Source organism: Actinomycetospora corticicola (genome assembly GCF_013409505.1).
Taxonomy (GTDB): domain Bacteria; phylum Actinomycetota; class Actinomycetes; order Mycobacteriales; family Pseudonocardiaceae; genus Actinomycetospora; species Actinomycetospora corticicola.
In genome coordinates, this window is the sequence record NZ_JACCBN010000001.1 from 2,477,920 (window position 1) to 2,501,472 (window position 23,553).

At 75.0% G+C, this 23,553-nt stretch carries 23 protein-coding genes; 12 read left to right on the forward strand and 11 right to left on the reverse strand.

From position 1 onward, the window contains the following. Positions 1 to 63: 63 nt before the first annotated feature. The 5 genes from BJ983_RS11935 (at position 64) to BJ983_RS11955 (ending at position 5,263) form a co-directional block, all read left to right on the forward strand. Complete coding sequence (locus BJ983_RS11935; RefSeq protein WP_179793981.1) at positions 64 to 810, forward strand: dienelactone hydrolase family protein; 747 nt, start codon at positions 64 to 66, stop codon at positions 808 to 810. A gap of 2 nt (positions 811 to 812) precedes the next feature. Further along, complete coding sequence (locus BJ983_RS11940; protein WP_179793982.1) at positions 813 to 1,064, forward strand: DUF6295 family protein; 252 nt, start codon at positions 813 to 815, stop codon at positions 1,062 to 1,064. 116 nt (positions 1,065 to 1,180) lie between these two features. Further along, a complete protein-coding gene (locus tag BJ983_RS11945; RefSeq protein ID WP_246325574.1) occupies positions 1,181 to 1,972 on the forward strand; it encodes a PadR family transcriptional regulator in 792 nt (263 codons plus the stop codon). A gap of 66 nt (positions 1,973 to 2,038) precedes the next feature. Beyond that, entirely contained in the window at positions 2,039 to 3,070 is a 1,032-nt protein-coding gene (locus BJ983_RS11950) for an alpha/beta fold hydrolase (protein WP_179793983.1), read from the forward strand. 111 nt (positions 3,071 to 3,181) lie between these two features. Continuing rightward, positions 3,182 to 5,263, forward strand: a complete 2,082-nt coding sequence (locus BJ983_RS11955) for a prolyl oligopeptidase family serine peptidase (RefSeq protein WP_179793984.1) — start codon at positions 3,182 to 3,184, stop codon at positions 5,261 to 5,263. Between the two features lie 30 nt (positions 5,264 to 5,293). Here BJ983_RS11955 and BJ983_RS11960 read toward each other — a convergent pair whose 3' ends face one another. The 4 genes from BJ983_RS11960 to BJ983_RS11975 are packed head-to-tail and all read right to left on the reverse strand — an operon-like array spanning position 5,294 to position 7,303. Next, the gene (locus BJ983_RS11960) at positions 5,294 to 5,656 is read right to left on the reverse strand and encodes a DUF3037 domain-containing protein (protein WP_343054051.1); all 363 of its coding nucleotides are present in this window, start codon (positions 5,654 to 5,656) and stop codon (positions 5,294 to 5,296) included. Continuing rightward, on the reverse strand, positions 5,653 to 6,405 hold the full coding sequence (locus BJ983_RS11965) for a HipA family kinase (RefSeq protein ID WP_179793986.1): 753 nt from the start codon (positions 6,403 to 6,405) through the stop codon (positions 5,653 to 5,655). Before BJ983_RS11965 ends, BJ983_RS11960 begins: the two co-directional genes overlap by 4 nt. Further along, a complete protein-coding gene (locus BJ983_RS11970) occupies positions 6,402 to 6,905 on the reverse strand; it encodes a GNAT family N-acetyltransferase (RefSeq protein ID WP_179793987.1) in 504 nt (167 codons plus the stop codon). Before BJ983_RS11970 ends, BJ983_RS11965 begins: the two co-directional genes overlap by 4 nt. After that, positions 6,902 to 7,303 carry a VOC family protein gene (locus BJ983_RS11975; RefSeq protein ID WP_179793988.1) on the reverse strand — a complete coding sequence of 134 codons (402 nt, stop codon included), beginning with the start codon at positions 7,301 to 7,303 and terminating at the stop codon, positions 6,902 to 6,904. The genes BJ983_RS11970 and BJ983_RS11975 overlap by 4 nt, the downstream gene beginning before the upstream one ends. A gap of 38 nt (positions 7,304 to 7,341) precedes the next feature. Here BJ983_RS11975 and BJ983_RS11980 point away from each other — a divergent pair, with 38 nt between their 5' ends. Beyond that, entirely contained in the window at positions 7,342 to 8,058 is a 717-nt protein-coding gene (locus tag BJ983_RS11980; protein ID WP_425484753.1) for a TetR/AcrR family transcriptional regulator, read from the forward strand. A gap of 60 nt (positions 8,059 to 8,118) precedes the next feature. Here the strand turns inward: BJ983_RS11980 and BJ983_RS11985 are convergent, their stop codons facing one another. From BJ983_RS11985 to BJ983_RS12000, 4 genes are all read right to left on the reverse strand, one after another. Continuing rightward, the gene (locus tag BJ983_RS11985; RefSeq protein ID WP_179793990.1) at positions 8,119 to 9,186 is read right to left on the reverse strand and encodes an alpha/beta fold hydrolase; all 1,068 of its coding nucleotides are present in this window, start codon (positions 9,184 to 9,186) and stop codon (positions 8,119 to 8,121) included. A 54-nt stretch (positions 9,187 to 9,240) separates the two neighbouring features. Further along, the gene (locus BJ983_RS11990) at positions 9,241 to 10,158 is read right to left on the reverse strand and encodes a molybdopterin-dependent oxidoreductase (protein WP_179793991.1); all 918 of its coding nucleotides are present in this window, start codon (positions 10,156 to 10,158) and stop codon (positions 9,241 to 9,243) included. 10 nt (positions 10,159 to 10,168) lie between these two features. Further along, positions 10,169 to 11,410 (reverse strand): sensor histidine kinase, encoded by a 1,242-nt coding sequence (locus BJ983_RS11995; protein WP_343054053.1) that lies wholly within the window; start codon positions 11,408 to 11,410, stop codon positions 10,169 to 10,171. Positions 11,411 to 11,547: 137 nt separating this feature from the next. Then, entirely contained in the window at positions 11,548 to 12,204 is a 657-nt protein-coding gene (locus BJ983_RS12000; RefSeq protein WP_179797726.1) for a response regulator, read from the reverse strand. A gap of 163 nt (positions 12,205 to 12,367) precedes the next feature. On the opposite strand from BJ983_RS12000, the gene BJ983_RS12005 reads away from it, so the two are divergent. Genes BJ983_RS12005 through BJ983_RS12015 form a run of 3 tightly spaced genes read left to right on the forward strand, consistent with a single transcriptional unit; the run spans position 12,368 to position 15,220 of the window. Then, a complete protein-coding gene (locus BJ983_RS12005) occupies positions 12,368 to 13,405 on the forward strand; it encodes a LolA family protein (RefSeq protein WP_218890237.1) in 1,038 nt (345 codons plus the stop codon). 28 nt (positions 13,406 to 13,433) lie between these two features. Beyond that, positions 13,434 to 14,396, forward strand: a complete 963-nt coding sequence (locus tag BJ983_RS12010) for an ABC transporter ATP-binding protein (RefSeq protein WP_179793992.1) — start codon at positions 13,434 to 13,436, stop codon at positions 14,394 to 14,396. Continuing rightward, on the forward strand, positions 14,393 to 15,220 hold the full coding sequence (locus tag BJ983_RS12015; protein WP_179793993.1) for an ABC transporter permease subunit: 828 nt from the start codon (positions 14,393 to 14,395) through the stop codon (positions 15,218 to 15,220). The genes BJ983_RS12010 and BJ983_RS12015 overlap by 4 nt, the downstream gene beginning before the upstream one ends. Positions 15,221 to 15,223: 3 nt before the next feature. Here the strand turns inward: BJ983_RS12015 and BJ983_RS12020 are convergent, their stop codons facing one another. Continuing rightward, the gene (locus BJ983_RS12020) at positions 15,224 to 16,669 is read right to left on the reverse strand and encodes an amidohydrolase family protein (RefSeq protein ID WP_179793994.1); all 1,446 of its coding nucleotides are present in this window, start codon (positions 16,667 to 16,669) and stop codon (positions 15,224 to 15,226) included. Between the two features lie 143 nt (positions 16,670 to 16,812). Between BJ983_RS12020 and BJ983_RS12025 the strand changes: the two genes are divergently transcribed. The 3 genes from BJ983_RS12025 to BJ983_RS12035 are packed head-to-tail and all read left to right on the forward strand — an operon-like array spanning position 16,813 to position 19,598. After that, a complete protein-coding gene (locus BJ983_RS12025) occupies positions 16,813 to 17,691 on the forward strand; it encodes a LysR family transcriptional regulator (protein ID WP_179793995.1) in 879 nt (292 codons plus the stop codon). Between the two features lie 48 nt (positions 17,692 to 17,739). Continuing rightward, positions 17,740 to 18,657 carry a fumarylacetoacetate hydrolase family protein gene (locus tag BJ983_RS12030; protein ID WP_179793996.1) on the forward strand — a complete coding sequence of 306 codons (918 nt, stop codon included), beginning with the start codon at positions 17,740 to 17,742 and terminating at the stop codon, positions 18,655 to 18,657. After that, on the forward strand, positions 18,654 to 19,598 hold the full coding sequence (locus tag BJ983_RS12035; RefSeq protein WP_179793997.1) for an MBL fold metallo-hydrolase: 945 nt from the start codon (positions 18,654 to 18,656) through the stop codon (positions 19,596 to 19,598). The genes BJ983_RS12030 and BJ983_RS12035 overlap by 4 nt, the downstream gene beginning before the upstream one ends. A gap of 39 nt (positions 19,599 to 19,637) precedes the next feature. Here the strand turns inward: BJ983_RS12035 and BJ983_RS12040 are convergent, their stop codons facing one another. Continuing rightward, positions 19,638 to 20,306 carry a hypothetical protein gene (locus tag BJ983_RS12040; protein WP_179793998.1) on the reverse strand — a complete coding sequence of 223 codons (669 nt, stop codon included), beginning with the start codon at positions 20,304 to 20,306 and terminating at the stop codon, positions 19,638 to 19,640. 61 nt (positions 20,307 to 20,367) lie between these two features. Further along, positions 20,368 to 23,526 (reverse strand): BTAD domain-containing putative transcriptional regulator, encoded by a 3,159-nt coding sequence (locus BJ983_RS31630; protein WP_179793999.1) that lies wholly within the window; start codon positions 23,524 to 23,526, stop codon positions 20,368 to 20,370. Between the last annotated feature and the right edge of the window lie 27 nt (positions 23,527 to 23,553).

Consider the following 23,553-nt stretch of genomic DNA (forward strand, 5'->3'; position numbering starts at 1 on the left):
CAAACTCGGACACGCGTCCCACCGGCCGTGCACCCGTCGTCGTGAAGTGCTCGGATACCGCCCATGCGCTACGACGCGATCCTCGCGGAGACGATCGGCATCCGCGGTCACGGTGACGACCTCATCGAGGCCTACACCGCCCGCCCGATGGAACCGGGCCCGCACCCCGGCATGATCGTCATCCACCACATGCCCGGCTACGACCGGGAGTCCAAGGAGATCACCCGTCGCTTCGCGGCGATGGGCTACTCGGCGGTCTGTCCGAACCTCTACACGCGCGAGGCCCCCGACGCCGAGCCCGACGACGCCGCCGCCACGGCGCGTGCGCAGGGCGGGGTGCCCGACGAGCGCTTCGTCGGCGACGCGCAGGGTGCCGCCCGGTGGCTGCGCAGCCTGCCGAACGCGACGGGGAAGGTCGGGGCGATCGGCTACTGCTCGGGCGGGCGCCAGGCGGTGCTGACCGGGATCGCGGTCGACGTCCAGGCGACGGTCGACTGCTACGGGGCCTTCGTCGTGGGCACCCCGCCCGAGGGGTTCCCGTTGAAGGTCAGCCCGCTGGCCGACCGCATCCCGGAACTCGGCGCGCCGCTGCTCGGCCTCTTCGGCAACGACGACTCCTACCCGTCGCCGGAGCAGGTCGACGAGCTGGAGAAGCTGCTGCAGGAGAACGGGAAGACCTACGAGTTCCACCGCTACGACGGCGCCGGCCACGCGTTCTTCTCCGTCGACCGGCCGTCGTACCGACCCGAGGCGGCCGTCGACGGCTGGCAGAAGGTCACCGCGTTCCTCGCCACCCACCTCGGGAGCTGACCGTGTGCACGTACTCGACGGAGAAGGTCACGCTCGAGCGGTCGAGCGGCAAGACCCGTGAGGGCTGGCGGCCGATGAACGAGGCGACGGTCTACTACGACCACCCCGTCCACGCCCCGGACGCCCACACCGTGAACATCGACTTCCTCGGCGCCGACCCGAGCTCACGGGTTGCGGTGGAGCTCTCGCTCGACTCGGCCCGGGAGCTGCTCGCCGCCCTCGAGGTCACCGTGGAGCGGGCCGCCCTGCACTAGGTGCCTGCGGCAGGTGAGCACTAACGGTCGCTATGACGACCCTTACTGCTCACCTGCGCTTGCGCACCGGAGCAGTCGCGATATATCTTCGAGCCATCGCCGACAGTCGGCGATACATGACGAGAGGATCGAACGACATGTTCGACATCAACGAGCGCCCCGGGTGGGCGCACAAGCGGGGCATGCGTGGACACGGCGCTCCCGAGCACGGCGAGCCGGGCGGCCCGGGTCGCGGCGCGCCCCGTCGTCGGGGTGGAGGCCCCTTCGGCATGGACTTCGGGCCGCCCTTCGGCCCCGGCGGCCCGCGCGGCCGCGGCGGTCGTGGTGGCCCGTTCGAGGGTCCCTTCGAGCGCCCCGAGGGTCCCGACGGCGAGCGCGGTCACGGCCGCGGTCGGCACGGACACGGCCCGCACGGTCGCAGCCGGCGGTCGCGCGGCGACGTGCGGCTCGCGATCCTGGCGCTGCTGCGCGAGGAGTCGCGCCACGGCTACCAGATCATCCAGGAGATCGCCGAGCGTTCGGGCGGCTCGTGGAAGCCCAGCCCCGGTTCGGTCTACCCGACCGTCTCGCAGCTGGCCGACGAGGGCCTCGTGCACACCGAGAAGTCGGAGGGCCGCACGCTCGTGCACCTCACCGACGCGGGGCGCACGTACGTCACCGAGCACGCCGACGAGCTCGACGCGGTGTGGTCGCAGGTCGCGGCCGGCGCCCAGGACGGGTTCGGAGACCTGCGCACCGCCGGTCGTGGGCTGGCCGGGGCGGTCGCCCAGGTCGCCCAGGTCGGCACCCCCGAGCAGGTGACCGAGGCGACGAAGGTCCTCGACGAGGCCCGGCGTCGGCTCTACCTGCTGCTGGCGGAGGTCTCGCCGGAGACCCCCTCGGAGGATGACGAGGACCAGACCTCGTGACCGCAACATCCCCGTCACACGCCCCTCCTAGTCTCGATCACTCCTGATGGGACCGAGGAGGAACGTGTGCTGGGCCTGTTCGCGGGAGGGGGCGCCCCACCGTCCCCCGGTCCGGTCGCCCGCCGGGTCGCCGGGGAACGGTGGACGCTGCAGTACCGCGTGGTCCACGGCTATCGGCGGGCCTTCCGCCGGGCCGGCAGCGGCCCCGTCCTCCTGCTGATCCACGGGATCGGCGACGACTCCTCGACCTGGGGCCCGGTCCTCGACGACCTCGCGCGCGACCACACCGTGATCGCCCCCGACCTCCTCGGCCACGGCGGCTCCGACAAGCCCCGCGGTGACTACTCGATCGGCGCCTACGCCAACGGCATGCGGGACCTGCTCTCGGTCCTCGACGTCGACCGCGCCACGCTCGTCGGCCACTCGCTCGGCGGCGGGGTCGCGATGCAGTTCGCCTACCAGTACCCCGAGCGCACGGAGCGACTCGTCCTCGTCGGCGCCGGCGGGGTGGCCCAGTCGGTCACCCCCGCGCTGCGGGCCGCCTCACTCCCCCTCGCCCACCTCGTGCTCCCGATGCTGGGCTGGCCGGGCGTCCGGTTCCAGACCGAGCTGGTGCTGCGCCTCTGCCAGCAGCTCGACACCGGGCTCGGGCGCGACGCCGAGGACCTCGTCCGCCTCGTCGACGCCCTGCCCGACGCCACCAGCCGGTCGGCCTTCCTGCGCACGCTGCGCGCGGTCGTCGACTGGCGGGGCCAGGTCGTCACGATGCTCGACCGGTGCTACCTGACCGTCGGCATGCCCACGCTGCTCGTGTGGGGCGCCGAGGACATGGTGGTCCCGGTCGAGCACGGCGAGACCGCCCACGCGGCGATGCCGGGGAGCCGGCTCGTCGTCTTCGAGCGCGCCGGCCACTTCCCGTTCCACACGGACCCGGCGCGCTTCCTCACCGTGCTCCGCGAGTTCCTCGTCGCCACCGAGCCGGCGCACTGGAGTCCCGCAGAGTGGCGCGAACTGCTGCGCACGGGGGCTCGTCCCGACGGTCCCGCCGACGCTGCGCGGGACGCAGGACTCGTCGTCGAGCACCCCCGGCAGGCGTGACGGCCCGTACCCGGGCCGCGGAGTGCGGCGAACTGCACCAGCGGTGACGCAATCCGCCGCACTCCGGGTGCGACCGGGCGACCGGGCCCGGGGATCGGCAGACTGATCAGCGTGACCTCGACACCGGCGCCAACGCAGACCGACGACCCGTACCTCTGGCTCGAGGACGTCACCGGCGACGAGGCCCTGTCCTGGGTCCGCGAGCGCAACGCCGAGAGCCTCGGGCGGCTGACCGACACCGACCGGTTCGGCGAGCTGCGCGACGGGCTGCGCGCCGTCCTCGACTCCGACGACCGCATCCCCTACACCCGCCGTCGGGGTGAGCGGCTCTACAACTTCTGGCAGGACGCCGAGCACCCGCGCGGGCTCTGGCGCCGCACGACGCTCGACGACTACCGCACCGGCGACCCGACCTGGGAGCTCCTGCTCGACGTCGACGCCCTGGCCCGTGACGAGGACGAGAACTGGGTGTGGGCCGGCGCGGCCGCCCGCTGGCCGGACTACACGCGCGCCCTCGTGCAGCTCTCGCGTGGCGGCGCGGACGCCACGGTCGTCCGCGAGTTCGACCTGGAGGCCAAGCGGTTCCTGACGGCGGAGGAGGGCGGCTTCGCGCTGCCCGAGGCCAAGAGCCGGGTGTCGTGGATCGACGACGACACGGTGTTCGTCGGCACCGACCTCGGCGAGGGTTCGATGACGACGTCGGGCTACCCGCGGGTGATGCGGCGGTGGTCGCGCGGGACGCCGGTCGCCGAGGCCCCCGTCGTCTTCGAGGCGCGGGAGACCGACGTGTCCGCCTTCGCCGGGAAGGACCGGACGGTCGGGTTCGAGCGCGAGATCGTCGGGCGCAGCCCCGACTTCCACACCGTCGAGGAGTTCGTGCTCGGGGCCGACGGGTCGCTCGTGAAGATCGACGCGCCGGCCGACGCGGACACCGACATCGACCGTGCCTGGCTGCTCGTGCGCACCCGGTCGCCGTGGACGGTCGAGGGCACCGAGTACGGCGCCGGCACGCTGCTGGCGTTCGAGGCCGAGGGGTTCCTCGCCGGGCGCCGGGAGCACACGGTGCTGTTCGCGCCGACGCCGTCGCGATCGCTGTCGGGCTGGACGTGGACGAAGAGCTACCTGATCCTGACGGTGCTCGAGGACGTCGCGACCCGCCTCGAGGTGCTCACCCCGCCCGCCGGTCCGGAGCGGTGGGCGGCCGGCGACTGGGTCCGGCGCGAGCTGCCGACCGGCGAGGCGTTCGCCGAGGTCGCGGTGGTCGGTACCGACCCCGACGAGTCCGACGAGATCTTCCTCGACACCGACGGCTTCACCCGCCCCTCGACCTTCGCCCGCACCGTGCTCGGTGCGTCCGCCGACGAGGACGCGCCGCTGGAGACGCTGCGCTCCGCGCCCGCGTTCTGGGACACCACCGGGGTCACGGTGCAGCAGTTCTTCGCGACGAGCGAGGACGGCACGAAGGTGCCCTACTTCGTCGTCGGGAAGGAGTCCGCCGAGGCCGGGCCGGTGCTCATGACCGGGTACGGCGGGTTCGAGATCTCCCTGACGCCGTCGTACTCCGGGATCATGGGTCGGGGGTGGATCGCGCAGGGCGGGACCTACGTCGTCGCGAACATCCGCGGCGGCGGCGAGTACGGACCGGAGTGGCACACCTCGGCGCTGCGGGAGAACCGGCACCGGGCGTACGCCGACTTCGCGGCGGTCGCGCGCGACCTCGTCGACCGCGGGATCACGACGCCGGGTCAGCTCGCCATCCACGGCGGGTCCAACGGCGGGCTGCTCATGGGCGTGATGATCACGCGGTACCCGGAGCTGTTCGGGGCGGTCGTGGTGATGGTGCCGCTGCTGGACATGCGCCGGTTCCACCTGCTGCTCGCCGGCGCCTCGTGGCAGGCGGAGTACGGGGAGCCCGACAATCCCGACGACTGGGCGTTCATCTCGCAGTACTCGCCCTACCAGCACCTGTCGAAGGACGCGACGTACCCGTCGATCCTCGTGACCACCTCGACGCGCGACGACCGGGTGCACCCCGGGCACGCCCGCAAGTTCGTCGCGCGGCTCCGCGAGTACGGGCACCCCGTGGAGTACTACGAGAACGTCGAGGGCGGCCACGGCGGCGCGGCGGACAACGCCCAGCGGGCCTTCCAGTGGGCGCTCGTCCTCGAGTTCTGCCGCCGCGTCGTGGGCTGATTCCGCGCCCCCTGTGGCAGCGAGGGGGACTCAGACCAGGCGCGACAGCAGGCGGTCGACCTCGGCCTCCGGGTCCGCGGTGAGTCCGGTGTGCACCGGGCCGGCCTGGACGACGGTCGAGCGGGGCGCCGTGAGCCACCGGAACCGCTCCCCCGGCGACAGCACGCCCGCCGGGCCCTCCCCCGCCACGACCCGCGGCCAGGCGTGGACCGCCAGGGCCACCTCGTCGAGGTCCGCCTCGGGAGCGAGGGCCCGCAGGCGGTCCACGTCGAACGCCAGTCGCATCGTCAGCACCACGGCGTGCCGGCAGTAGAGCAGCACGCCGACGTTGACGCACTCACCCCGGTCGACACGCGGCACCACCCGCAGCGGGGCCCATTCGTACGTGTTCACGGGGCCCACGACCGGTCCGCCACGCGCGCCAGCAGGTGGGCGACGTAGGCCTCCCGCGCCGCACCCGCCGTCGGGAAGTCGGCGTCGAAGCCCCCGACGAGCCAGTCGTCGGGCACCTCGGCGACCACGCCCTCCAGCAACGGGCGCGTCACCAGCGCCGACAGCGATGCATCAGCGGCAGCCCGCGCACCCGCCGTCGTGAAGGGCAGGAGCACGTGGTCGGAGGCGTCGTAGGCGCGACCGACGACGGCGGCCGCGCGCGCCCAGGAGTGGTGGAAGTACAGGCAGGCGCCGTGGTCGATGCACCAGAGGTCGCGGTGCCAGCGGAGCAGGTTGGGGTTGCGCCAGGAGCGGTCCACGTTCTCGACGAACGCGTCGAACCACACCACCCGTGCCGCTTCGTCCTCGGAGACGGTGTGCGCCACCGGGTCGAAGCCGAGCGCGCCGGGCAGGAAGTCCATGCCGAGGTTGTCGCCGCCGGAGCGGGCGAGCAGTTCCTGGACCTCCCAGTCCGGCTCGGACTGCGCCACCACCGGGTCGAGCTCCACGACGACGAGCTCCGGCACCCGCAGCCCCAGCGCCCGGCCGATCCCACCGGCGACGATCTCGGCCACGAGCGCCTTCACGCCCTGCCCGGCGCCGGTGAACTTGACGACGTAGGTGCCGAGGTCGTCCGCCTCGACCAGCCCGGGCAGCGACCCGCCCTCCCGCAGCGGCGTGACGTAGCGGGTCGCGACGACCCGCCTCACCGCAGGTCCAGCGCGTACCAGACCTGCGCGTACGGGTTCGCGTTGTACGGCTCGACCTCGACGAACCCGGCGCGCTCGTAGAGCGTGCGGGCCTCGACGAGGTCGGCGCGTGTGTCGAGCACGACCCGGGCACGGCCGGCCTCCCGGGCGCGCCGCAGCAGGTCGTCCAGGAGGGCCTTCCCGACGCCGAGCCCGCGCGCGGCCGGTGCGGTCCACATGCGCTTGATCTCCGCGGCGTCGTCGGGCACGCCCGGGCCGACGAACCGCAGCCCGGCGCACCCGAGCACCGTGTCCTCCGCGCCGAGGGCCAGCACGAACACGCCCTCGGGCGGCACCAGCCCGCCGTGTGGGCTCTCCGCGACGAACGCGTCGATCTCCTCGTCGGTCGCCGGGCGGCCGTTCATCCGACCGATCACGTCGCCGACGTACCCGCGCAGCGCCCCGAGCCCGGGCTCGGCGTCGGGACGGGCGTCGTGGAGCGTGATGGTCGGGCCGGTCATGCGTCCATTGTCGCGCCCGCCCCGTTCCAGTCGACGAGCTGGACCACCACGCCGTTGGGGTCGCGGGTCTGGAACGCGCGCTCGCCCCACTCCTCGACGGTCAGCGGCATCGTGATCTCCACGCCCTCGTCCTGCAGCCGCGCGAGCTCGCCCTCCAGGTCGTCGACGACGAACGCCAGGATGAGGCCCTGCGCGGTGACGTCGCGCTGCTCGGGCGGCATCGTCTCCAGACCCGTGGCCAGGTAGACGACGTTCACGCCCGCGTCCGCCCGCTGCAGCGAGTGGAAGCTGCCCGGCGCGCTCATCACCGCCTCGAACCCGTAGTGGTCGACGAGGAACCGGGCCGAGGCGTCCGGGTCGGCGACGGTGAGGCTGACGGCCGTGGCGGTGATGTGCACCCCGTACAGCGTACATTGTACGATGTACGATGTACGATGTGACCGATCCGGCGCGCGTCATCGCCCTGCTCTGGCGGACGGCACCACCGCCGCGGCGCGGCCCGTCACGCGGCCTCACGGTCGACGGGGTGGTCGAGGCCGCGACCCGCCTCGCCGACACCGGCGGCCTCGAGCCCCTGACCATGCGCGCGCTCGCCGGCGCGCTCGGCGTCGCACCGATGACGCTCTACACCTACGTGCCCGGCAAGGCCGAGCTCGTCGACCTGCTCGTCGACCACGCCTTCCTGACGATGGATCGAGGCGGGTCCGCCGGGCCGGGCTGGCGCGAGCGGGTGCAGGCGGTGATGGAGGAGAACCGCGCGCTGTACCGCGCGCACCCGTGGATCGGCGCGGTCGACCCGGGCCGCCCGGTCCTCGGGCCCGGCACGACGGCGAAGTACGAGCACGAGCTGGGCGCCTTCGGGGGATGCGGGCTGTCCGACGTCGACCGGGACGCCGCGCTGACGTTCGTCCTCGACTTCGTGGCGGCGTCCGCCCGGGCGGAGGCCCGCTCCGACCCGGCCGGCGACGAGGCGTGGTGGGCGGCGGCCGGGCCGGCGCTCGCGGAGGTGCTGGACCCGTCGTCGTACCCGCTGGCCACCCGGGTGGGCACCGCCGCGGGCGAGGCACAACGCAGCGCGCGCCACCCCGACGCCGCGTGGGCGTTCGGGACGGCGCGCGTGCTGGACGGTCTCGCGGCGCTGATCGACCGCTGACGATGTGGCTTCTCTGCCACTGGGTGACAGCAACGACGCTTTGCTGCCACGGGGGTGGGGTCAGACGGTGTAGCCCGGGCTGGACAGCATCTCGACCATCACGCCGGCGATGCGCTCGACGTCCGCGGGCTGCAGGCCGAACATCGCGAAGTGGCCGGCCGGGGTGTCGATGACCCGGAGTTCGCCGTGCGGGAGGTGTCCGGCCTCGTTCTCGCAGTCCTCGACCGGGAAGAAGTTGTCCCCGCCGAACGGCACCACGAAGAAGTGCGCGGTGATCTTGCCCAGCGCCGCCTCCAACGACCCGCCGCCGTGGGGGGAGATGTCCCCGGCCCACCACTTGTTCGCCTGCGTGACGAGGTTGTTCGGGTCCATCGGGGCGAAGTAGCCGCGGATGAAGCTCTGCCGGAAGTCGTTCGCCGACGCGAAGCCCAGCCCGCGCCAGTGCTCGCCGCGGTACCACTCGTGCGTGAAGCCCTCGAGCGAGAACGCGAGGGCGTGGCGGGTCAGGCCCAGCCGCACGTCCGCGGCGTCGGAGTAGAAGCCGTCGGCGAAGGCCGGGTCGCTCTTGAGCAGCTCCATGTGCAGGTCGATGAAGACCTGGTTGTGCACCGGGGTCTTCGCGGTGCCGGCGAACGCGGCCGCGCGCGGGACCATGTCGGGGAAGCGCACCGCCCACTCGTAGGTCTGCTGGGCGCCCATCGACCAGCCCAGCACGGCGTGCAGCTGCTCGACCCCGAAGTGCTCGGTGACCAGCCGGTACTGCGCCAGCACGTCGTCGGCGATGGAGACGAAGGGGAACTGCCCGCGGTCGAAGGGCGGCGGGGTGTTCGACGGCGAGCTCGACATCCCGCCGCCGAGCTGACCGGGGCACACGACGAAGTACGTGTCGGTGTCGACCGGCTTGCCGGGCCCGATGTAGTCGTCGAGCGACGACGGGGTGCCGGAGTACATGTGCGGGAAGAGGACGAGGTTGTCCTTGTTCGCATTCAGTGTGCCGTGCGTGCGGAACGCCAGCTGCGCCCCCGGCAGCGTGTAGCCCGACCGCAGGACGAACCCGCCCAGGTCGAAGTACTCGTGCTCGCCCTGCTGGGCGTGCGAGTAGTAGCCCTGCCGGTCCGTGCCGGTCATGTCAGACCTCCGCGCCGAGTCGATCTTCCGCGCCGGAGCCTACGGCGACGTGGGTCACAGGGACAGCTCGTGCACGGCGTTGCGCGCGCCGGAGGTCGGTTGTGTGCGACCAAGGGCGTCCGTCGCCCGCGCGGTGATCGTCCGCGCGCTCCCGACCGTCGCCCGGAACCCCTGCCAGGCCCGCCCCCGGGCGCGTTCGAGCTCGGCGGTGACCGGCCTGCCGTCCGCCGTCACGACGACGCGGGTGACCGGCACGGAGCTCCACGCCCAGCCGCGCGCCACGCCGTCGGTGACGTCGATGAGCACCGAGGTCACGTCGAGCTCCCGGACCGGCACCGACCGGCCGTCGGGACCGGGCCGCAGGTAGAGCCGCGTGGTGAACAGGTGCTCGGGGCGGTGGTCGGCGAGCGTGAGCTCGGTCAGCCACTTCACCGAGTTCGTCCCGAAGAACCCGGGGACCACGAGGCGCAGCGGGCCGCCGCGGTCGGCCTGCAACCAGGTGTCGTTGCAGGCGTACGCGACGAGCGCGCGGTCGAGGACGGCGTCGACCGGGAGGTCCTTGAGGTAGTCCGGGCTCGTCTCCCCGCCGAACTCGCCGTGGTCGGCGCCGCGGGCCCAGACCGACGTGGCGTCCGGCTGCACGCCGGCGAGGTCGAGGACGTCGCGCAGCCGCGCGCCGGTCCACACCAGGTTCGCCGCCCGCCGCACCCACTCCCCCGGCGCCAGCGGGTTGCCGAAGCACTCGTGCACCGACTCGACCCGCCGCTGCGGCAGCGCCCGGACGTCGTCGGGCGTCAGCTCGACCGCACGGTCCACCAACCCGTTCACGACGACGGGTCGGTCCGGCCGGGGTGCGGCGAGGCCGAAGTGCCCGATGACGAACGCGTCCTCGAGAGCGGTGACCCGGCTCGTCAGCCGCTCGGGCGGCACGAGCCGACGGACGGCTCCGACGGTGTCCATCCGCGCGCGCACGGCCGGGACCCTACGGCGCCGACGGCCAGCGCACCTCGATCCGCGCGCCGCCCTCGGGCGACCGCGCGGCACGCACGGCCCCGCCCCGGCTCTCGACCAGCCGCGCCACGAGCGCCAGGCCCAGCCCCGAGCCGGGCGTCCCACCCGTCGCGTCGAGCCGGGTGAAGCGGTCGAACACCCGCGCCCGCTCGTCGTCGGGGATGCCGGGCCCGTCGTCGTCGACGAGCAACCGGGCCGACGACCCGGCCGGGACGACCGACACCTTGACCACCGTCGTCGCGTGTCGCCGTGCGTTCCCGAGCAGGTTGTCGAGCACCAGCCCGACCTCGGCGGGCGTGCTCAGCGCCGACACCGCGGTCGGCGCCCAGACCGTGGTCACCGGCCCGTCGGGCTGCCGCTCCACGGCCTGGGCGACCGCCTCCCCGAGGTCGACCGGCTGCGCCTGCGGCAGCCGGCCGCCGTCCGCGCGGGCGAGGGCGAGCAGGTCGGTGACCAGCGAGGACAGGCGTTCGGCGTCCTGGGCCACGGATCGCCACGCCTCGGTGTCCTCCCCCGGCCGCGGGTGCGCGACCGCCACCTCCGCCTGCGCGCGCACCGAGGCGATCGGCGACCGGAGCTCGTGGGCGGCGTCGTCGGCGAAGCGCCGGACGGTCGAGACCGCGTCGTCGCGCCGGGCCAGCAGGGCGTTCAGCTCGACGGCGAGGGCGGCCACCTCGTCGTGCGCGGGCGGGACCGGCAGCCGCTCCCCCTCCCCGACCTGCGCCGCCGCCGTCCGGAGCCGGGTCACCGGACGCAGCGCCGCGCCCGCCGCGAACCAGGCGGCCGCAGCCAACGCGACCGCCGCGACCACGACCCCCGGCACGAACCAGAACGCGGCGTCGCCGAGCAGGGACGCGGCACCGAGGAGGTCGCGCGAGGCGACGACCAGGCGCGGCGTCCCGTCGGGCAGCGTCACCGGCACCGCCACGTACCGGCGCGGTTCGGTCCCCGGCCCGCCGACGGTCACCGGCTCCCCGCTCGCCAGCGCCCGCACGACCGGCTCGGCGAGCGGCAGCGGACCACGCCCGTCCACCGGTGTCCCGGCCACGTCGGTCACGCGCAGCGGTGGCGGCAAGGGCTCGCCGTTCCGGACGGCGGGTGCGGCGGCCGCCGCGCGCTCGCGCAGCTCCCCGTCGCCGGCCTCCACGACCGCCGACAGCAGCAGTCCGGCCCCCAGTCGCGCCAGCGCGCCGAGCACCACGAGCGCCACCACGCCGACGACCAGCGCGATCCGGGTCCGCGTGGTCCGGCGGGCCCACCAGGCGCCGGGCCCCCGTCGTCCGTGAGGGGAGGATTCGAGCGCTCTCGTGGGCTGAGGGTTCCCCTCACGCGGGGTGGAGGGCGGGCCGTTCACGACGGCGGGTGCAGCCGGTACCCGCGCCCGCGCTCGGTGACGACGAGCCCGTCCGCGCCGACGGCCGCGAGCTTGCGGCGCAGGTACCCGACGTACACCTCGACGACGTTGCGGGCGGCCGCCCCGTCGCCCCAGACGGCGGTGAGCAGCTCGTCCTTGGTCACCACGACCCCGGGCCGGCCGGCGAGGAACCGCAGCACCGCGAGCTCCCGGGCCGACAACCCGATCTCCGCGCCGGCCCAGGTCGCGGCCTCGCCGTCGACGGTCAACGCGCCGACCACGAGCCGCGGCGCCGAGGGCGTCCGGCGCCGCAGGAGCGCCCGGAGCTGGGCGACGAGCACGACGAACGAGAACGGCTTCACGACGTACCCGTCGGCGCCCAGGTCGAGCCCGTCGGCCTGGTCGACCTCGCCGTCCTTCGCCGAGAGCAGCAGCACGGGCGTCTCCACGCCGTCGGCGCGCAGCTGCTCGAGGACCCGGTAGCCGGAGAGCCCGGGCAGGATGATGTCGAGGACGACCGCGTCGAACGTGCCCGTCGACGCCTCCGCGAGCCCCGCCGGCCCGTCCCCCACGGCGACGACGTCCATCCCCTCGGCGCCCAGCCCGCGCACGAGCGCCGCACGCACGCCGGGCTCGTCGTCGACGACCAGCACGCGGGGCACGGGCGCGACGGTAGTCCCGCGGACCTGTGGCGGTCTCAGTCCAGCCGCGCGAAGGCCCGGACGGGGAACGTGGCGAGCCCGACGACCACGGCGTACCTGCCGGCACCGCCCGAGTCTGTGAGCGTCTCAGTGTCACCGCCGCAGGATGGTGTCCATGAGGCGCAGATGGTTCGGGGCAGCTGGGGTGGTGGCGGCGGGGGCGGTCGCCGCCGCGGTGATCGCGATTCCGACGGCGGCCGCCCAGCCGCAGCTCCCGCCGGTGAGCCCGGAGGACCTGGTCGCGTCGGTGATGACGGCGCAGCCCGGTCCCTTCAACGGCACGGTCGGGATCGACAACGAGCTGGGCCTCCCGGCGCTCCCCGGCGCCCCGCAGCTCGGCAACGGCACCCAGACCGCCCGCATCTGGTCCGGCGGCGACGGCAAGGGCCGCGTCGCCCTGCCGTCCGGTGACGGCGAGAAGACGCTGGTCTCCGACGGCACCACCCGCTGGGCCTACGACGCGACCGACCGCACCGCCACCCGCTCGACGGGCGGCGCGCCGGAGCAGAAGGACCCGCAGACCGACCCGGCCGGCGCGTCCACCCAGATCATCGGCGAGCTCCGGAAGACCAGCCAGGTCGCCGTCGACGGCACCGCCGAGGTCGCCGGGCGCCCCGCGTACACGCTGGTGCTGACCCCCCAGCCCACCGAACGCACGATGCTGCGCGAGGTCCGCGTCGCGGTCGACGCCGAGAAGCGCATCCCGCTGGAGCTCACGGTCCTCGCGACCGGCTCGGCGACGCCGGCCCTCCAGATCGGCTTCGACGACGTCACCTTCGGGCCGCAGGACCCGTCGCTGTTCACCTTCACCCCGCCGCCCGGCACCACCGTCAAGGACGCCCCGGCGCGCGAGGGACGGCCCGGGCCGGACCGGCAGGGCCCGCCGGAGGGCACCCGCACGGTCGGCGAGGGCTGGGACCGCGTCCTCGTCCTGCAGCGGCCGGCCGGTCAGCCGGGTCAGCAGGGTGACCAGCAGCAGCGTCCCGAGGGCGCGCCGGACCTGAACGCGCTCGGCACCCCGGTCAGCGGACCGTGGGGCAACGGTCGGGCGATCACGTCCGCGGTCGGCACGGCCATCGTCACCGACGACGGGCGCGTCGCCGTCGGCGCGGTGCCCGAGCCGGTCGTGGCCGAGGCACTGGGTACGAAGTGAGGCGAGCGGAGCGACGGGGGGTAGATCGATGAGCGTGGCCGAGGAGATCCGCACCTCGGGCGGGCGGGGAGCGGCATCGTCGGGAACGGACTCCGAACCCGCCGCCCGGCTGCGGGACCTGCGCAAGACCTACGGGTCGGTGACGGCGGTCGACGGGGTCGATCTCGACCTGCCGGCGGGCGCGGTCGTCGGGCTCCTCGGCCCGAACGGCTCGGGCAAGACCACGCTGATCCGGATGCTGCTGGGCCTGACTTCGCCGACGGCGGGTCGGGTCGAGCTGCTCGGGCGCGACGGCACCGAGCTGGAGAAGGCCCTTCCCGACGTCGGGGCGCTCGTCGAGGGCCCCGGGTTCCACCCCTTCCTCTCGGGGCGGGACAACCTGCTGCGCGCCGCCGCGTGCGAGCCGCGGCTGGAGGGTGACCTGCGGGCGCCGGTGGACGCGGCGCTGGAGCGGGTCGGGCTCACCGAGGCGGCGCGCCGCCGGTACCGCGGCTACTCGCTGGGCATGAAGCAGCGCCTCGGGCTCGCCGCGGCCCTGCTCGTGCCGCGACGACTGGTGGTGCTCGACGAGCCGACCAACGGGCTGGACCCGGCCGGCACGCGGGACGTGCGGCGGGTGATCGCCGAGCTGCACGAGGCCGGCACCACCGTGCTGCTCTCCTCGCACCTGCTCGCCGAGGTCGAGGCGGTCTGCACCCACGTGGCCGTGCTGGCCCGCGGGTCGCTGCTGATCTCGGGCGAGCTGTCGAGGCTGCTGGCCTCCGACGGCGAGCTCGCCGTCACCGTCGACGACCCCGCCCGCGGGCTGGCGGCTCTGCGCGCCGAGGGGTTCCGGGCCTACCTGCGGGACGACGCGCTGGCCGTCACCGAGGTCGACCCGCCCGCGGTGGTGGCCGCACTGGTGCACGCCGGGATCGGAGTGTGGGAGGTGTCCCGACGACGGGCGCACCTCGAGGAGCTGTTCGCGCGGCTGACCGAGGAGGACGCGTGACCGCTGTCCTGGAACGCACCCACGCCCCGCTCGGGCGAGTGATCGGCGCCGAGGTGCGGTGGGTGCTCCGGCGTCCGCGCACCCTCGTCGTGCTGGGGCTGCTGGCGCTGATCCCGGTGGCCGTGGCGATCGGGATCGCCGTCGCCGGACAGGGTGGCCGCGGGCTGATCGCCCAGGTCGCGGGCAACGGGTTCGTGCTGCCGGTCGTGGCCCTCGGGCTGGCCCTCACCCTCCTGCTGCCGCTGGCCGTGGCCTCGGCCGCCGCCGACGCGGTGGCCGGCGAGGCCGGGTCGGGCACCCTGCGCGGGCTGCTGGTCGCACCGGTCGGCCGGGCCCGCTTCGTCGTCATGAAGGCGGCCGGGGTGATCACGGTGGCGGTGCTCGCCGTCGTGATCATCGCGGTGGTCGGGATGATCGCCGGGACGCTCGTCGTCGGGAGCCCCGGCTCGTTGATCACGCTGTCCGGCACCACGCTCGGCTACGGCGAGGCCCTCGCGCGGATCGCGCTCGTCGCGGTGTGGACGATCGGGCAGCTCCTCGCGATCGGGGCCGTGGCGCTGGCGATCTCGACGTTCACCGAGCACCCGCTCGTCGTCCTCGCCTGCGTGCTCGGCGGCATGATCGTGTTCGGCGTGCTGGGCGCCATCCCGGCGCTGGACTGGCTGCAGCCGCTGCTCCTGACGTCGGGCTTCACCGCCGGCACGGATGTCCTGCGCGACCCGCTCCCGCTCGACGGGCTGGGCTCGTCGTCGCTGCGGGCGCTGGTCTACGTGGTGCTCGGGGTCGGCGTCACGTCCTGGCGGATGGCGCGCCGGGACGGCTGATCCTCAGGCGGCCCCGCGGGCCGCCCGCACCGCCTCGGCGTGGAAACCGCGGGCCACGGGCTCCAGCGCCTCGAACGCGCCGGGCGGGGTGCCCGGGAGCTCGCGGCCCGCGTCCCGGACGCGCCCCAGGATCGCGTCCGCGGCGGTGTCGGCCTCGGCCGTGAGCCGCGGCAGGTCGACGCCGGTGAGCACCCCGTCGCGCTTCACCACCCGGCCGTCGACCAGCACCGTCGCGACGTCCGCGGCCGTCGTCTGGAAGACCAGGGTCGCGTAGGGGTCGATCCGCGGGTGCTGCTCGAGGGCGCCCCCGCCGACGAGCTGCAGGTCGGCGCGCTTGCCCGGGGTCAGCGAGCCGATCCGGTCGCCGAGGCCGAGCGCGTCGGCGGCGTTCACCGTGGTCCAGGTCAGCGCCTCCTTCGCGAGGCTGGTCACCCGCTCCGGCATCGCGCCCGCGCGGTTGACCGCCTCGGTGGCCTCCCAGCGCGTGAAGCCGAGCCCGAACCGCATCTCGTGCCAGAGGTCGCCGGAGTTGAGCGAGATGACGTCGGCGGACAGCGTCGGCGCCAGGCCGTGCCGGCGGCACCGCTCGAACACCGGACGCCCCATCCCCATGTTCAGCTCGGTCTCGACGGAGATCGACACCTTCCCGCCGCTGCGGACCACGGCCTCCCACTCCGCGTCGTCGAGCGCGTTGCAGTGGACGTGGACCATGTCCGGACCGAGCAGCCCGAGCGCGTCCAGCTCGCCGATCCCGCCGGTCAGCACGCTGCCCCAGACGCAACCGGTGTGGTTGACGATCAGCGCGCGGCGCTCGCGGGCGGCCGCGAGCTCGGCCACCGTCCGGTCGAACGGCAGGCCGAACAGCTCGGACAGCGAGACCCCCAGGGTGAGCAGACCGTCCGCCGTCGGGAAGTACGCGTCGGCGATGCGGTGGAAGTCCGCCAGGCGGGCCTCGTGCTCCCCGAACCGCGACGCCTCCGGCGAGCTCTCGAAGAAGCCGTAGCAGAACGCCGCCCGGATCCCGGCGTCGCGGAGCCCCAGCACCGCGGCGTCGCTGTGGTCGGGGGTGTTGTTGCAGTGCGAGAAGTCCAGCAGGGTCGTGACGCCCGCGTTGAGCGCGTCGAGCCCGCCGAGGCGCTGCCCCAGCCGCACGTCGTCCGCGGTGAAGGCGGGCGAGATCGCGAGCCGGATACCGAAGTAGTAGTCGCCGAGCGTCCAGTCCCCGCAGATGCCGCGCGCCAGCGACTGCCACGTGTGCCGGTGGGTGTCGATCAGGCCCGGCAGGACCAGGTGGCCCCGGGCGTCGATCACCTCGGCGTCGGTGTCGGGCAGCGACGGGGCGACGGCGGCGATCACGCCGTCCTCGATCAGGACGTCGCCGGTGGTCAGGTCGCCGAGCGCGGGGTCCATCGTCAGGACGTGACCGCCCCGGATCAGGGTGCGGGCCATGGTGCCTCCTCGTGGTCGGGTTCCGGGCCAGCATCGGAGGGCGCACCGCGGAGAACATGTCCCGTTCCGGTTCCGATCGCCGGTCGAAGACGGCGGGTCGGGCGTCGTAGCATCGCGACGCGCCCCGGTGGAGGTGGTGGGACATGGACGTCCGGGCCCTGCGGTACGCGGTGACGCTCGCCGAGACCCTGCACTTCGGGCGCGCGGCGCAGGCGCACTTCATCGCCGCGCAGCCCTTCGGGCGCCGCATCCAGGCCCTCGAGCGCGAGCTCGGCACCCCGCTGTTCGCGCGCACGAGCCGTCGGGTCGCGCTGACCCCGGCCGGCGAGCGGTTCCTCCCCCGCGCGCGGCAGGCCCTGGCGGGCCTGGACGCGCTGGTCGACGAGGTCGACGTCCGGCGCGACGTCCCCGGGGTGCTGCGGATCGGCGTGCTCGGCTTCGGGCTGGCCGACCTCTGGCCCGACGTCTGGGACCTCGTCGAGGCCCGCTGCCCGGACCTCGTGGTGGAGACCGTCGAGCTGACCTGGGCCGACCAGTACGACGCCGTCCGCTCCGGGGAGGTCGACCTCGCCCTCGTCCACGACGTGGGCGGCGCGGACGACCTCGCGCTGGACCGGGTCCTGACCACCGGCCGCGTCGCGGTCGTCCCGGTGCGCTCCGAGTTCGCCGGGGCCGACCGGCTCACCGGCTCCGACGTCGCCGGGCACCGCCTGGTCTCCCCGGTCGGCGCCTCCGCGGGCCTCGCGGAGTGGGGCGAGGGCGGCGGCGGGCGGGGCCGGGTGACGGTGCGCTCGCCCGCCGGGGTCGCGACGGCGGTGGCGACCAGCGGGTGGCTCGGCCTGCACGCGGAACCGGCCCGACGGTTCTTCCCCCACCCCGGGGTGCGCTACGTCCCGATGGACGGCCCGCCGGCCACGGTCGCCGTCGCGAGCCGCCCGGGCGAGCGCCGCGACGCGGTGGCCGTCGTCCGAGCCGCGGCGCGCGCGGTCTCGGGGCTGGACCGCAACCGGATCGGTGCATGATCCCCGAGGTCGCGCGACGCAGACTGGCGGCCGACGAGAGGAGCGCGGATGCGCTGGAGCAGCTACGCGGAGGCCGACGGGACCGTCTGGACGGCGGTGTGGCGGGACGACGTCCTGCACCCGGTCCCCGGCACGACGTCGCTGGTGGACCTGCTCGGTGACGACGGGTCGCGGCTCGGTCGGGCCGCCTCCGACGCGCTCGCCGGGCCCGCCGTCGACCCCGGCACCGTGACCCTGCTCCCCCCGGTGCCGCGGCCGCCGTCCGTCCGCGACTTCATGGCCTTCGAGGAACACGTGGTGACGGCCAGCGCCGCGATCGGGCTGACGGTCGACCCGCTCTGGTACCGGCAGCCGGTCTTCTACTTCACCAACCCGGCGGCGCTGCGCGGAGCACACGATCCCGTCCCCGTCTCCCCCGGCAGCGCCGCGTTCGACTACGAGCTGGAGGTCGCGGCGGTGATCGGCCGGGAGGGCGCGGACCTCGATCCCGACGAGGCCGTGGACCACATCGCGGGCTACGTGCTGTTCTGCGACTGGAGCGCCCGGGACCTGCAGGGCGAGGAGATGAAGCTGAACCTCGGCCCGGCCAAGGGCAAGGACTCGGCGTCGAGCTGCGGGCCCTGGATGCTCACGCCCGACGAACTCCCGGCGGCCGCGGCGATGCAGGCCGCCGTGAACGGCCGGCCGTACAGCGCGGGCCGGTTGGACGCCCTGTACTGGTCCTTCGGGGAGATGATCGCCTACGCCTCGCGGGGCACGCGGGTCGTCCCCGGGGACCTCATCGGCTCCGGCACCGTCGGCACCGGCTGCATCCTCGAGCTCTCCCGCGTCCACGGCGCGGACGCCTACCCCTACCTGGTGCCCGGCGACCGGGTCCGCCTCGAGGTCGACGGCCTCGGGGCCGTCGACGCCCCGATCACCGCCGGCGCCCCGGTCCGTCCCCTCCGGAAGGAGACCCCCGCGTGAGTGCCCACGCCCACGACATCACCGTCCCCGGCCCGCCGCGGCTGGAGGAGGTGTCCGACGGCATCCACGCCTACGTGCAGCCCGACGGCACGTGGTGGATCAACAACACCGGCTTCGCGGTCGGGCCGCAGGGCGTCGTCGCCGTCGACTCGTGCTCCACCGAGCGGCGCACCCGGGCCTTCGTCGACGCCATCGCCTCGGTGACGTCCGCGCCGGTCCGGACCCTGGTCAACACCCACCACCACGGCGACCACACGTGGGGCAACGCGCTGTTCGGCACCGCGACGATCGTGGCCCACGAACGGGCCCGCGACGAGATGATCGCGTTCGGGCCGCCCCGGGAGCTGCCGTTCTGGGAGAACCCGGAGTGGGGGTCGCTGCCCCTCGACCCGCCGTTCCTCACCTTCACCGACCGCGTCGCGCTGCACGTCGGGGACCTGCGGGCCGAGGTGCTGCACGTGGGCACGCCCGCGCACACCACCAACGACTCGCTGGTGTGGTTCCCGGAGCGGTCCACGCTGTTCTGCGGCGACCTCGTGTTCAACGGCGGGACCCCGTTCCTGCTCATGGGGTCCGTGACCGGTGCGATCGAGGTCCTCGAGCAGGTCGTCGGGCCGCTCGGCGCGACGACGACGGTGCCCGGTCACGGCCCGGTCTTCCACGACCGGGCTCCGCTCGACGCCACGCTGGACTACCTGCGGTTCGTGCTCGACGTCGCCGAGCGGGGGCGCGCGGCGGGGCTGACGCCGCTGGCCGCCGCGCAGGACACCGACCTGGGCCGCTTCGCCGACTGGCCGGACGCCGAGCGGATCGTCGGCAACCTGCACCGTGCGTACGCCGAACTCGACGGCCTCCCCCGCGGCGGAGCGATCGACGTCATGGCGGCCCTGGGCGACATGGTGACCTGGAACGGCGGCCGCCCGCTGACCTGCCTGGCCTGACGCCAGGTCCGGGGTGAGCGAGCGGCCCGTTCGCAGCATCTACGTGCGCGAGAGTGCCGTTCGCTCGTCGCGGGTGGTCGTCGTGACCGACGACCGGGCCGCCCGGATCGCGAGGACCCCGAGCCCCACGGCGCCTATCGCCTCGAACAGCTCGACCTGCAGCCCCGTGAGGACCGGCGCCTCGGGCAGCGGGACGAGCACGCCGAGCGCGGAGAGCACGAAGGCCGCGCCGATCCACCACGGCACGCCCGACCCGCGGCGCAGCAGGGCGATCCCGGTCAGGAGCACCCCGGCGACGAAGACGAGCCCGCCGACGGTCTGCAGGGTGACGAAGGCGCCCGAGGCGACGATCGACCCGTCGTCGGGAACGGCCTGGGGAATCTCCCGCGCGACGAAGCCCTCGACGACGAGGTGCGACTGCGCGGAGAGGGCGTTGCCCACGAAGTACAGCGTCAGGCCGACGACGCCGAGCACGCCGATCCGCGGCGCGAGCCACGCGGTGACGGCCGGGAGCCCGAGCATCAGCAGGATCGCGCCCCCGTAGAGCAGCAGGTAGGCGGGTGGACCGCCCGGCGCGGTGATCGACGCGGCGGAATGGGACTGTCCGTCGACGACGGGGTGCAGCATACCGCCGGCGAGCCCGGTGACCCCGGACAGGGCGAGGGCGGCGCCGCCGAGGGCGAGCAGGTGGCGGGGGGTGACGGTCATGGTGACTCCTCGGTCGTGGGTGTCCCGACCGTGCCCGCCGCCACTTGCGATCGACTTGCGGTCAGGCTCGCGCCGCCGCCAGCCACTGCGGGGCGGCCAGACGGCGGGCGAGCGCCGCGGCGGCCTCGGCGTGCGGGCGCGGGTCCTCGCCGAGGGCGGTGGCGGCGCGCGCGAGGACGAGGTCGACCGGGCCGAGGACGAGCTGGCCGTTGCCGGTCCGGACGAGCTGCCCGGCCCACGGCCGTAGCTCGTCCCGGGTCCGCCGCACCACCTCGACGTCTCCGAGGCGGCACGCCGCCAGGCACTGGAACGCGGTCTCCAGGAGCCAGGTGGCCTCCCGCGGATAGGGCGGGAGCGGCCAGAGCGCGCGGGCGTCGGCCTCGCGGCCCGCGTCGAGGTGGGCGAGCACCCGCAGCACCGCGACGTAGCCCGCCCCGCCCGCCGCCGCCACGGCTTCCAGCTCGTCGAGGACGACCGAGCAGTCCCCGGCCACGGCGGCCACCGTCGTCCGGATCCAGGTGCGGATGACGCGCCCGTTCGGGTCGCCGGACGCGGTGATGCGCGCGCTGAGCTCGTCGAACGCGCGGCGGGCGGCGTCGAGGCGGCCGTGGACGAGGTCGAGGGTCGCGGCGAAGACGGTCACCGACAGGGCGAGCACCGGGAGCTGCCCCGCGCCCGCGGTGGCGGTGGCCGCGTCGAGGTGGCCCTGTGCGGCGTCGAGCTCGCCGCGCCCGACCGCCGCGGCGGAGAGGACCAGGTGGGCGAGGGCGACGTGGTCGCCGAGGTGGGCTCCGCTCGCGACGGCGAGCATCTCCTCCCCGACCCGGCGTTGGTGGTGGGGGTCGTCGGTCGCGAACGTGTGGAAGTGCGCCACCGCCAGGGCGCGGCAGCGCAGGCGCGGGTCGTCCAGCTCGACGGCGATCGCGAGCGCCTCCTCGCCGGCGGCCCGTCCGACGTCGACGAGCCACGGCTGGGACTCGTGCGCGAGGGCCAGCAGCAGTTCCGCCCGGAGTCGCCGGTCGGACGGGTCGATCGCGTCGAGCAGCTCCCGGACACGTGCGATCGCAGCGTCCTGCTCGTCCAGCGCCGGGCGCGTGGCCCACAGCGCGACGACGTCCCAGCTCCAGGCCCACGCCTCGTCGGTGAGGTCGCCGTCGCGGCGGGCGACGGCGATCGACCGGTCACGTTCGGCCAGCGCCGCGAGGACGTCCCCGGAGGCGGCGAGGGCCCGGACCAGGGACCGATGGGTGCTCAGCCGGCTCGCGGTGTCGCCGGCGCCCAGATCGTGGGCCCGCAGCGCCGCCCGCCACCACCGGACGGCCTCCTCCACCGCGCCCGCGTCGAGGGCCGCCGTCGCCCCGGCGACCAGGTGGGGCAGGGCGCGGCCGGCCGTGGTGGTGTCGAGGGCGAGTTCCGCGTGGTGGGCGAGTGCGTGGACCCGCTCCGGGTGCCGGGTCCCGAGCGCGTCGAGCAGTGCGCGGTGCAGGCGGGCCCGGCGCAGCGGCGGCATCCGGGCGGCGACGGTGTCGCGGACGAGGGCGTGGGAGAAGCGCAGGTCGGGGTCGCTCTCGAGCAGCCCCGCCACCACCCCGGTGTCGAGGTCGTCGAGCAGCTCCTCCTCGTCCAGCGGTCCCCGGAGCGCCTCGACCCCGAGCATCAGGTCGACGTCGACCTCCCGGCCGAGCACCGCCGCCCGGGTCAGGGTGGCGACCGCCCGGGCCGGCAGCCGCGCGAGCCGCCGGCTCAGCACGTCCCCGACGCCGGCCGGCAGGTCCCGGGTCGCCACGTCGTCACCCTCGGTCCGCGCGAGGTCGCCCAGTTCCCGGAGGAAGAGCGCGTTGCCCGCGGCACGGTCGAGCAACGCCCGCCACGTACGTTCGGCGAGATCCCGCCCGGCGTGGCGGGCGAGGAGGCGACGCCCGGACTCGGGATCGAGCCCGGCCAGGCGGATCCGGTCGACGGTCTGGGCGGCGAGCAGCGCCAGGGTCGCCCGCAGGTCGTCGGACACCTCGTCGTCGCGGTAGGTCGCGACGACGAGCAGCGCCCCGTCGCCGTTCGCGACGAGGTGGCGCAGCACCTGCAGCGTCTCCCCGTCCGCGCCGTGCACGTCCTCGCAGACGAGCGTGACCGGGCCCGCGAGCACCGGCGCGACGGCCGCGGCGAGCGTGAACGGGTCGGCCGCGGTGGGCGGCGTCCCGGTCGCGGCGGTGACGAGCTCGCGCCACGCCCACCCCGGTGGGGCGCCACCCGCCTCCGGGCAGCGGGCCCGCAGCACCCGACCCGTGACCTCCCGCGCGAACCGCTCGACGAGTGCCGACTTGCCCGTCCCGGCCTCGGCGGCGACCCACACGACGCCCGCCCGGGAACGCCGGGTGCCGTGCGCGCGGTGCAGCCGCGCGAGTTCTGCGGTCCGGCCGAGGAAGCCGTCGTCGGGCTCCGCGGCGACGACCGGCGCTGCCCGACGACGGGCGGGGGTCGCGACGGGGGCGAGCACGGCCTGCTGGGCCTCGTGCCACGCCGGGCCCGGGTCGAGGCCGAGCTCCTCGCCGAGCCGGGTGCGCACGTCCCGCAGCACCGCCGACGCGTCGCCCGGCCGTCCGACCGCAGCCAGGGTGCGGGCGAGCAGCGCGGCGGCACTCTCGCGCAGCGGCTCGGCGCGGGCCAGCTCGTCGAGGGCGGACAACACCTCCCCGGGCCGGCCGACGGCCAGGGCCGCCTCCCCCGCGATCTCGGCCGCCGCGGCGTGGACCTCGCCCAGGCGCGTCGCCGCGTCGGCCGCCCACGGTTCGTCGGCGTACGCGGCGAACGGCGGGCCGGTCCAGCGGCTCCGGGCCGCGAGAGCCAGGGTGAGGGCCTCGGCGGCCGGCGCCGCCCGGGCGGCGTCGACGAGCCGGGCGACGTCCCAGGCGTCGACCTGCTCGTCGGGCAGGACCAGCCGGTAGCCGGGCGCTGCACTGACGAGGACGGCGGCGGGCGTCCGGGGCGCCCGGTCCGGTTCGAGCCGCCGCCTCAGGTGGGAGACGTAGGCCTGCAGCGCCCCGAGCGCCTTGGGCGGCGGATCCCCGGCCCACAGGTCCTCGACGAACCGGTCGGTGGACACGATCCGTCCGCTCGCGGCGGCGAGGAGGCCGAGCACCGCCCGCTGCCGGGGTCCCCCGAGATCCAGCGGCCGACCGTCGATCGTCGCCCGGACGTCGCCGAGCACGTCGACGCGGAGCACGTGACCAGCCTAGGGACCGGAGTGGGA

Excerpts from the sequence above, each read along its gene's own strand:
- BJ983_RS11970 (WP_179793987.1), bottom strand. The coding sequence starts at position 6,905 with ATGACCGGCCCGACCATCACGCTCCACGACGCCCGTCCCGACGCCGAG.
- BJ983_RS11935 (WP_179793981.1), top strand. The coding sequence starts at position 64 with ATGCGCTACGACGCGATCCTCGCGGAGACGATCGGCATCCGCGGTCAC.
- BJ983_RS11985 (WP_179793990.1), bottom strand. The coding sequence starts at position 9,186 with ATGACCGGCACGGACCGGCAGGGCTACTACTCGCACGCCCAGCAGGGC.
- BJ983_RS12025 (WP_179793995.1), top strand. The coding sequence starts at position 16,813 with ATGGACGTCCGGGCCCTGCGGTACGCGGTGACGCTCGCCGAGACCCTG.
- BJ983_RS11945 (WP_246325574.1), top strand. The coding sequence starts at position 1,181 with ATGACGAGAGGATCGAACGACATGTTCGACATCAACGAGCGCCCCGGG.
- BJ983_RS12010 (WP_179793992.1), top strand. The coding sequence starts at position 13,434 with ATGAGCGTGGCCGAGGAGATCCGCACCTCGGGCGGGCGGGGAGCGGCA.
- BJ983_RS12040 (WP_179793998.1), bottom strand. The coding sequence starts at position 20,306 with ATGACCGTCACCCCCCGCCACCTGCTCGCCCTCGGCGGCGCCGCCCTC.
- BJ983_RS12030 (WP_179793996.1), top strand. The coding sequence starts at position 17,740 with ATGCGCTGGAGCAGCTACGCGGAGGCCGACGGGACCGTCTGGACGGCG.
- BJ983_RS12005 (WP_218890237.1), top strand. The coding sequence starts at position 12,368 with ATGAGGCGCAGATGGTTCGGGGCAGCTGGGGTGGTGGCGGCGGGGGCG.
- BJ983_RS12020 (WP_179793994.1), bottom strand. The coding sequence starts at position 16,669 with ATGGCCCGCACCCTGATCCGGGGCGGTCACGTCCTGACGATGGACCCC.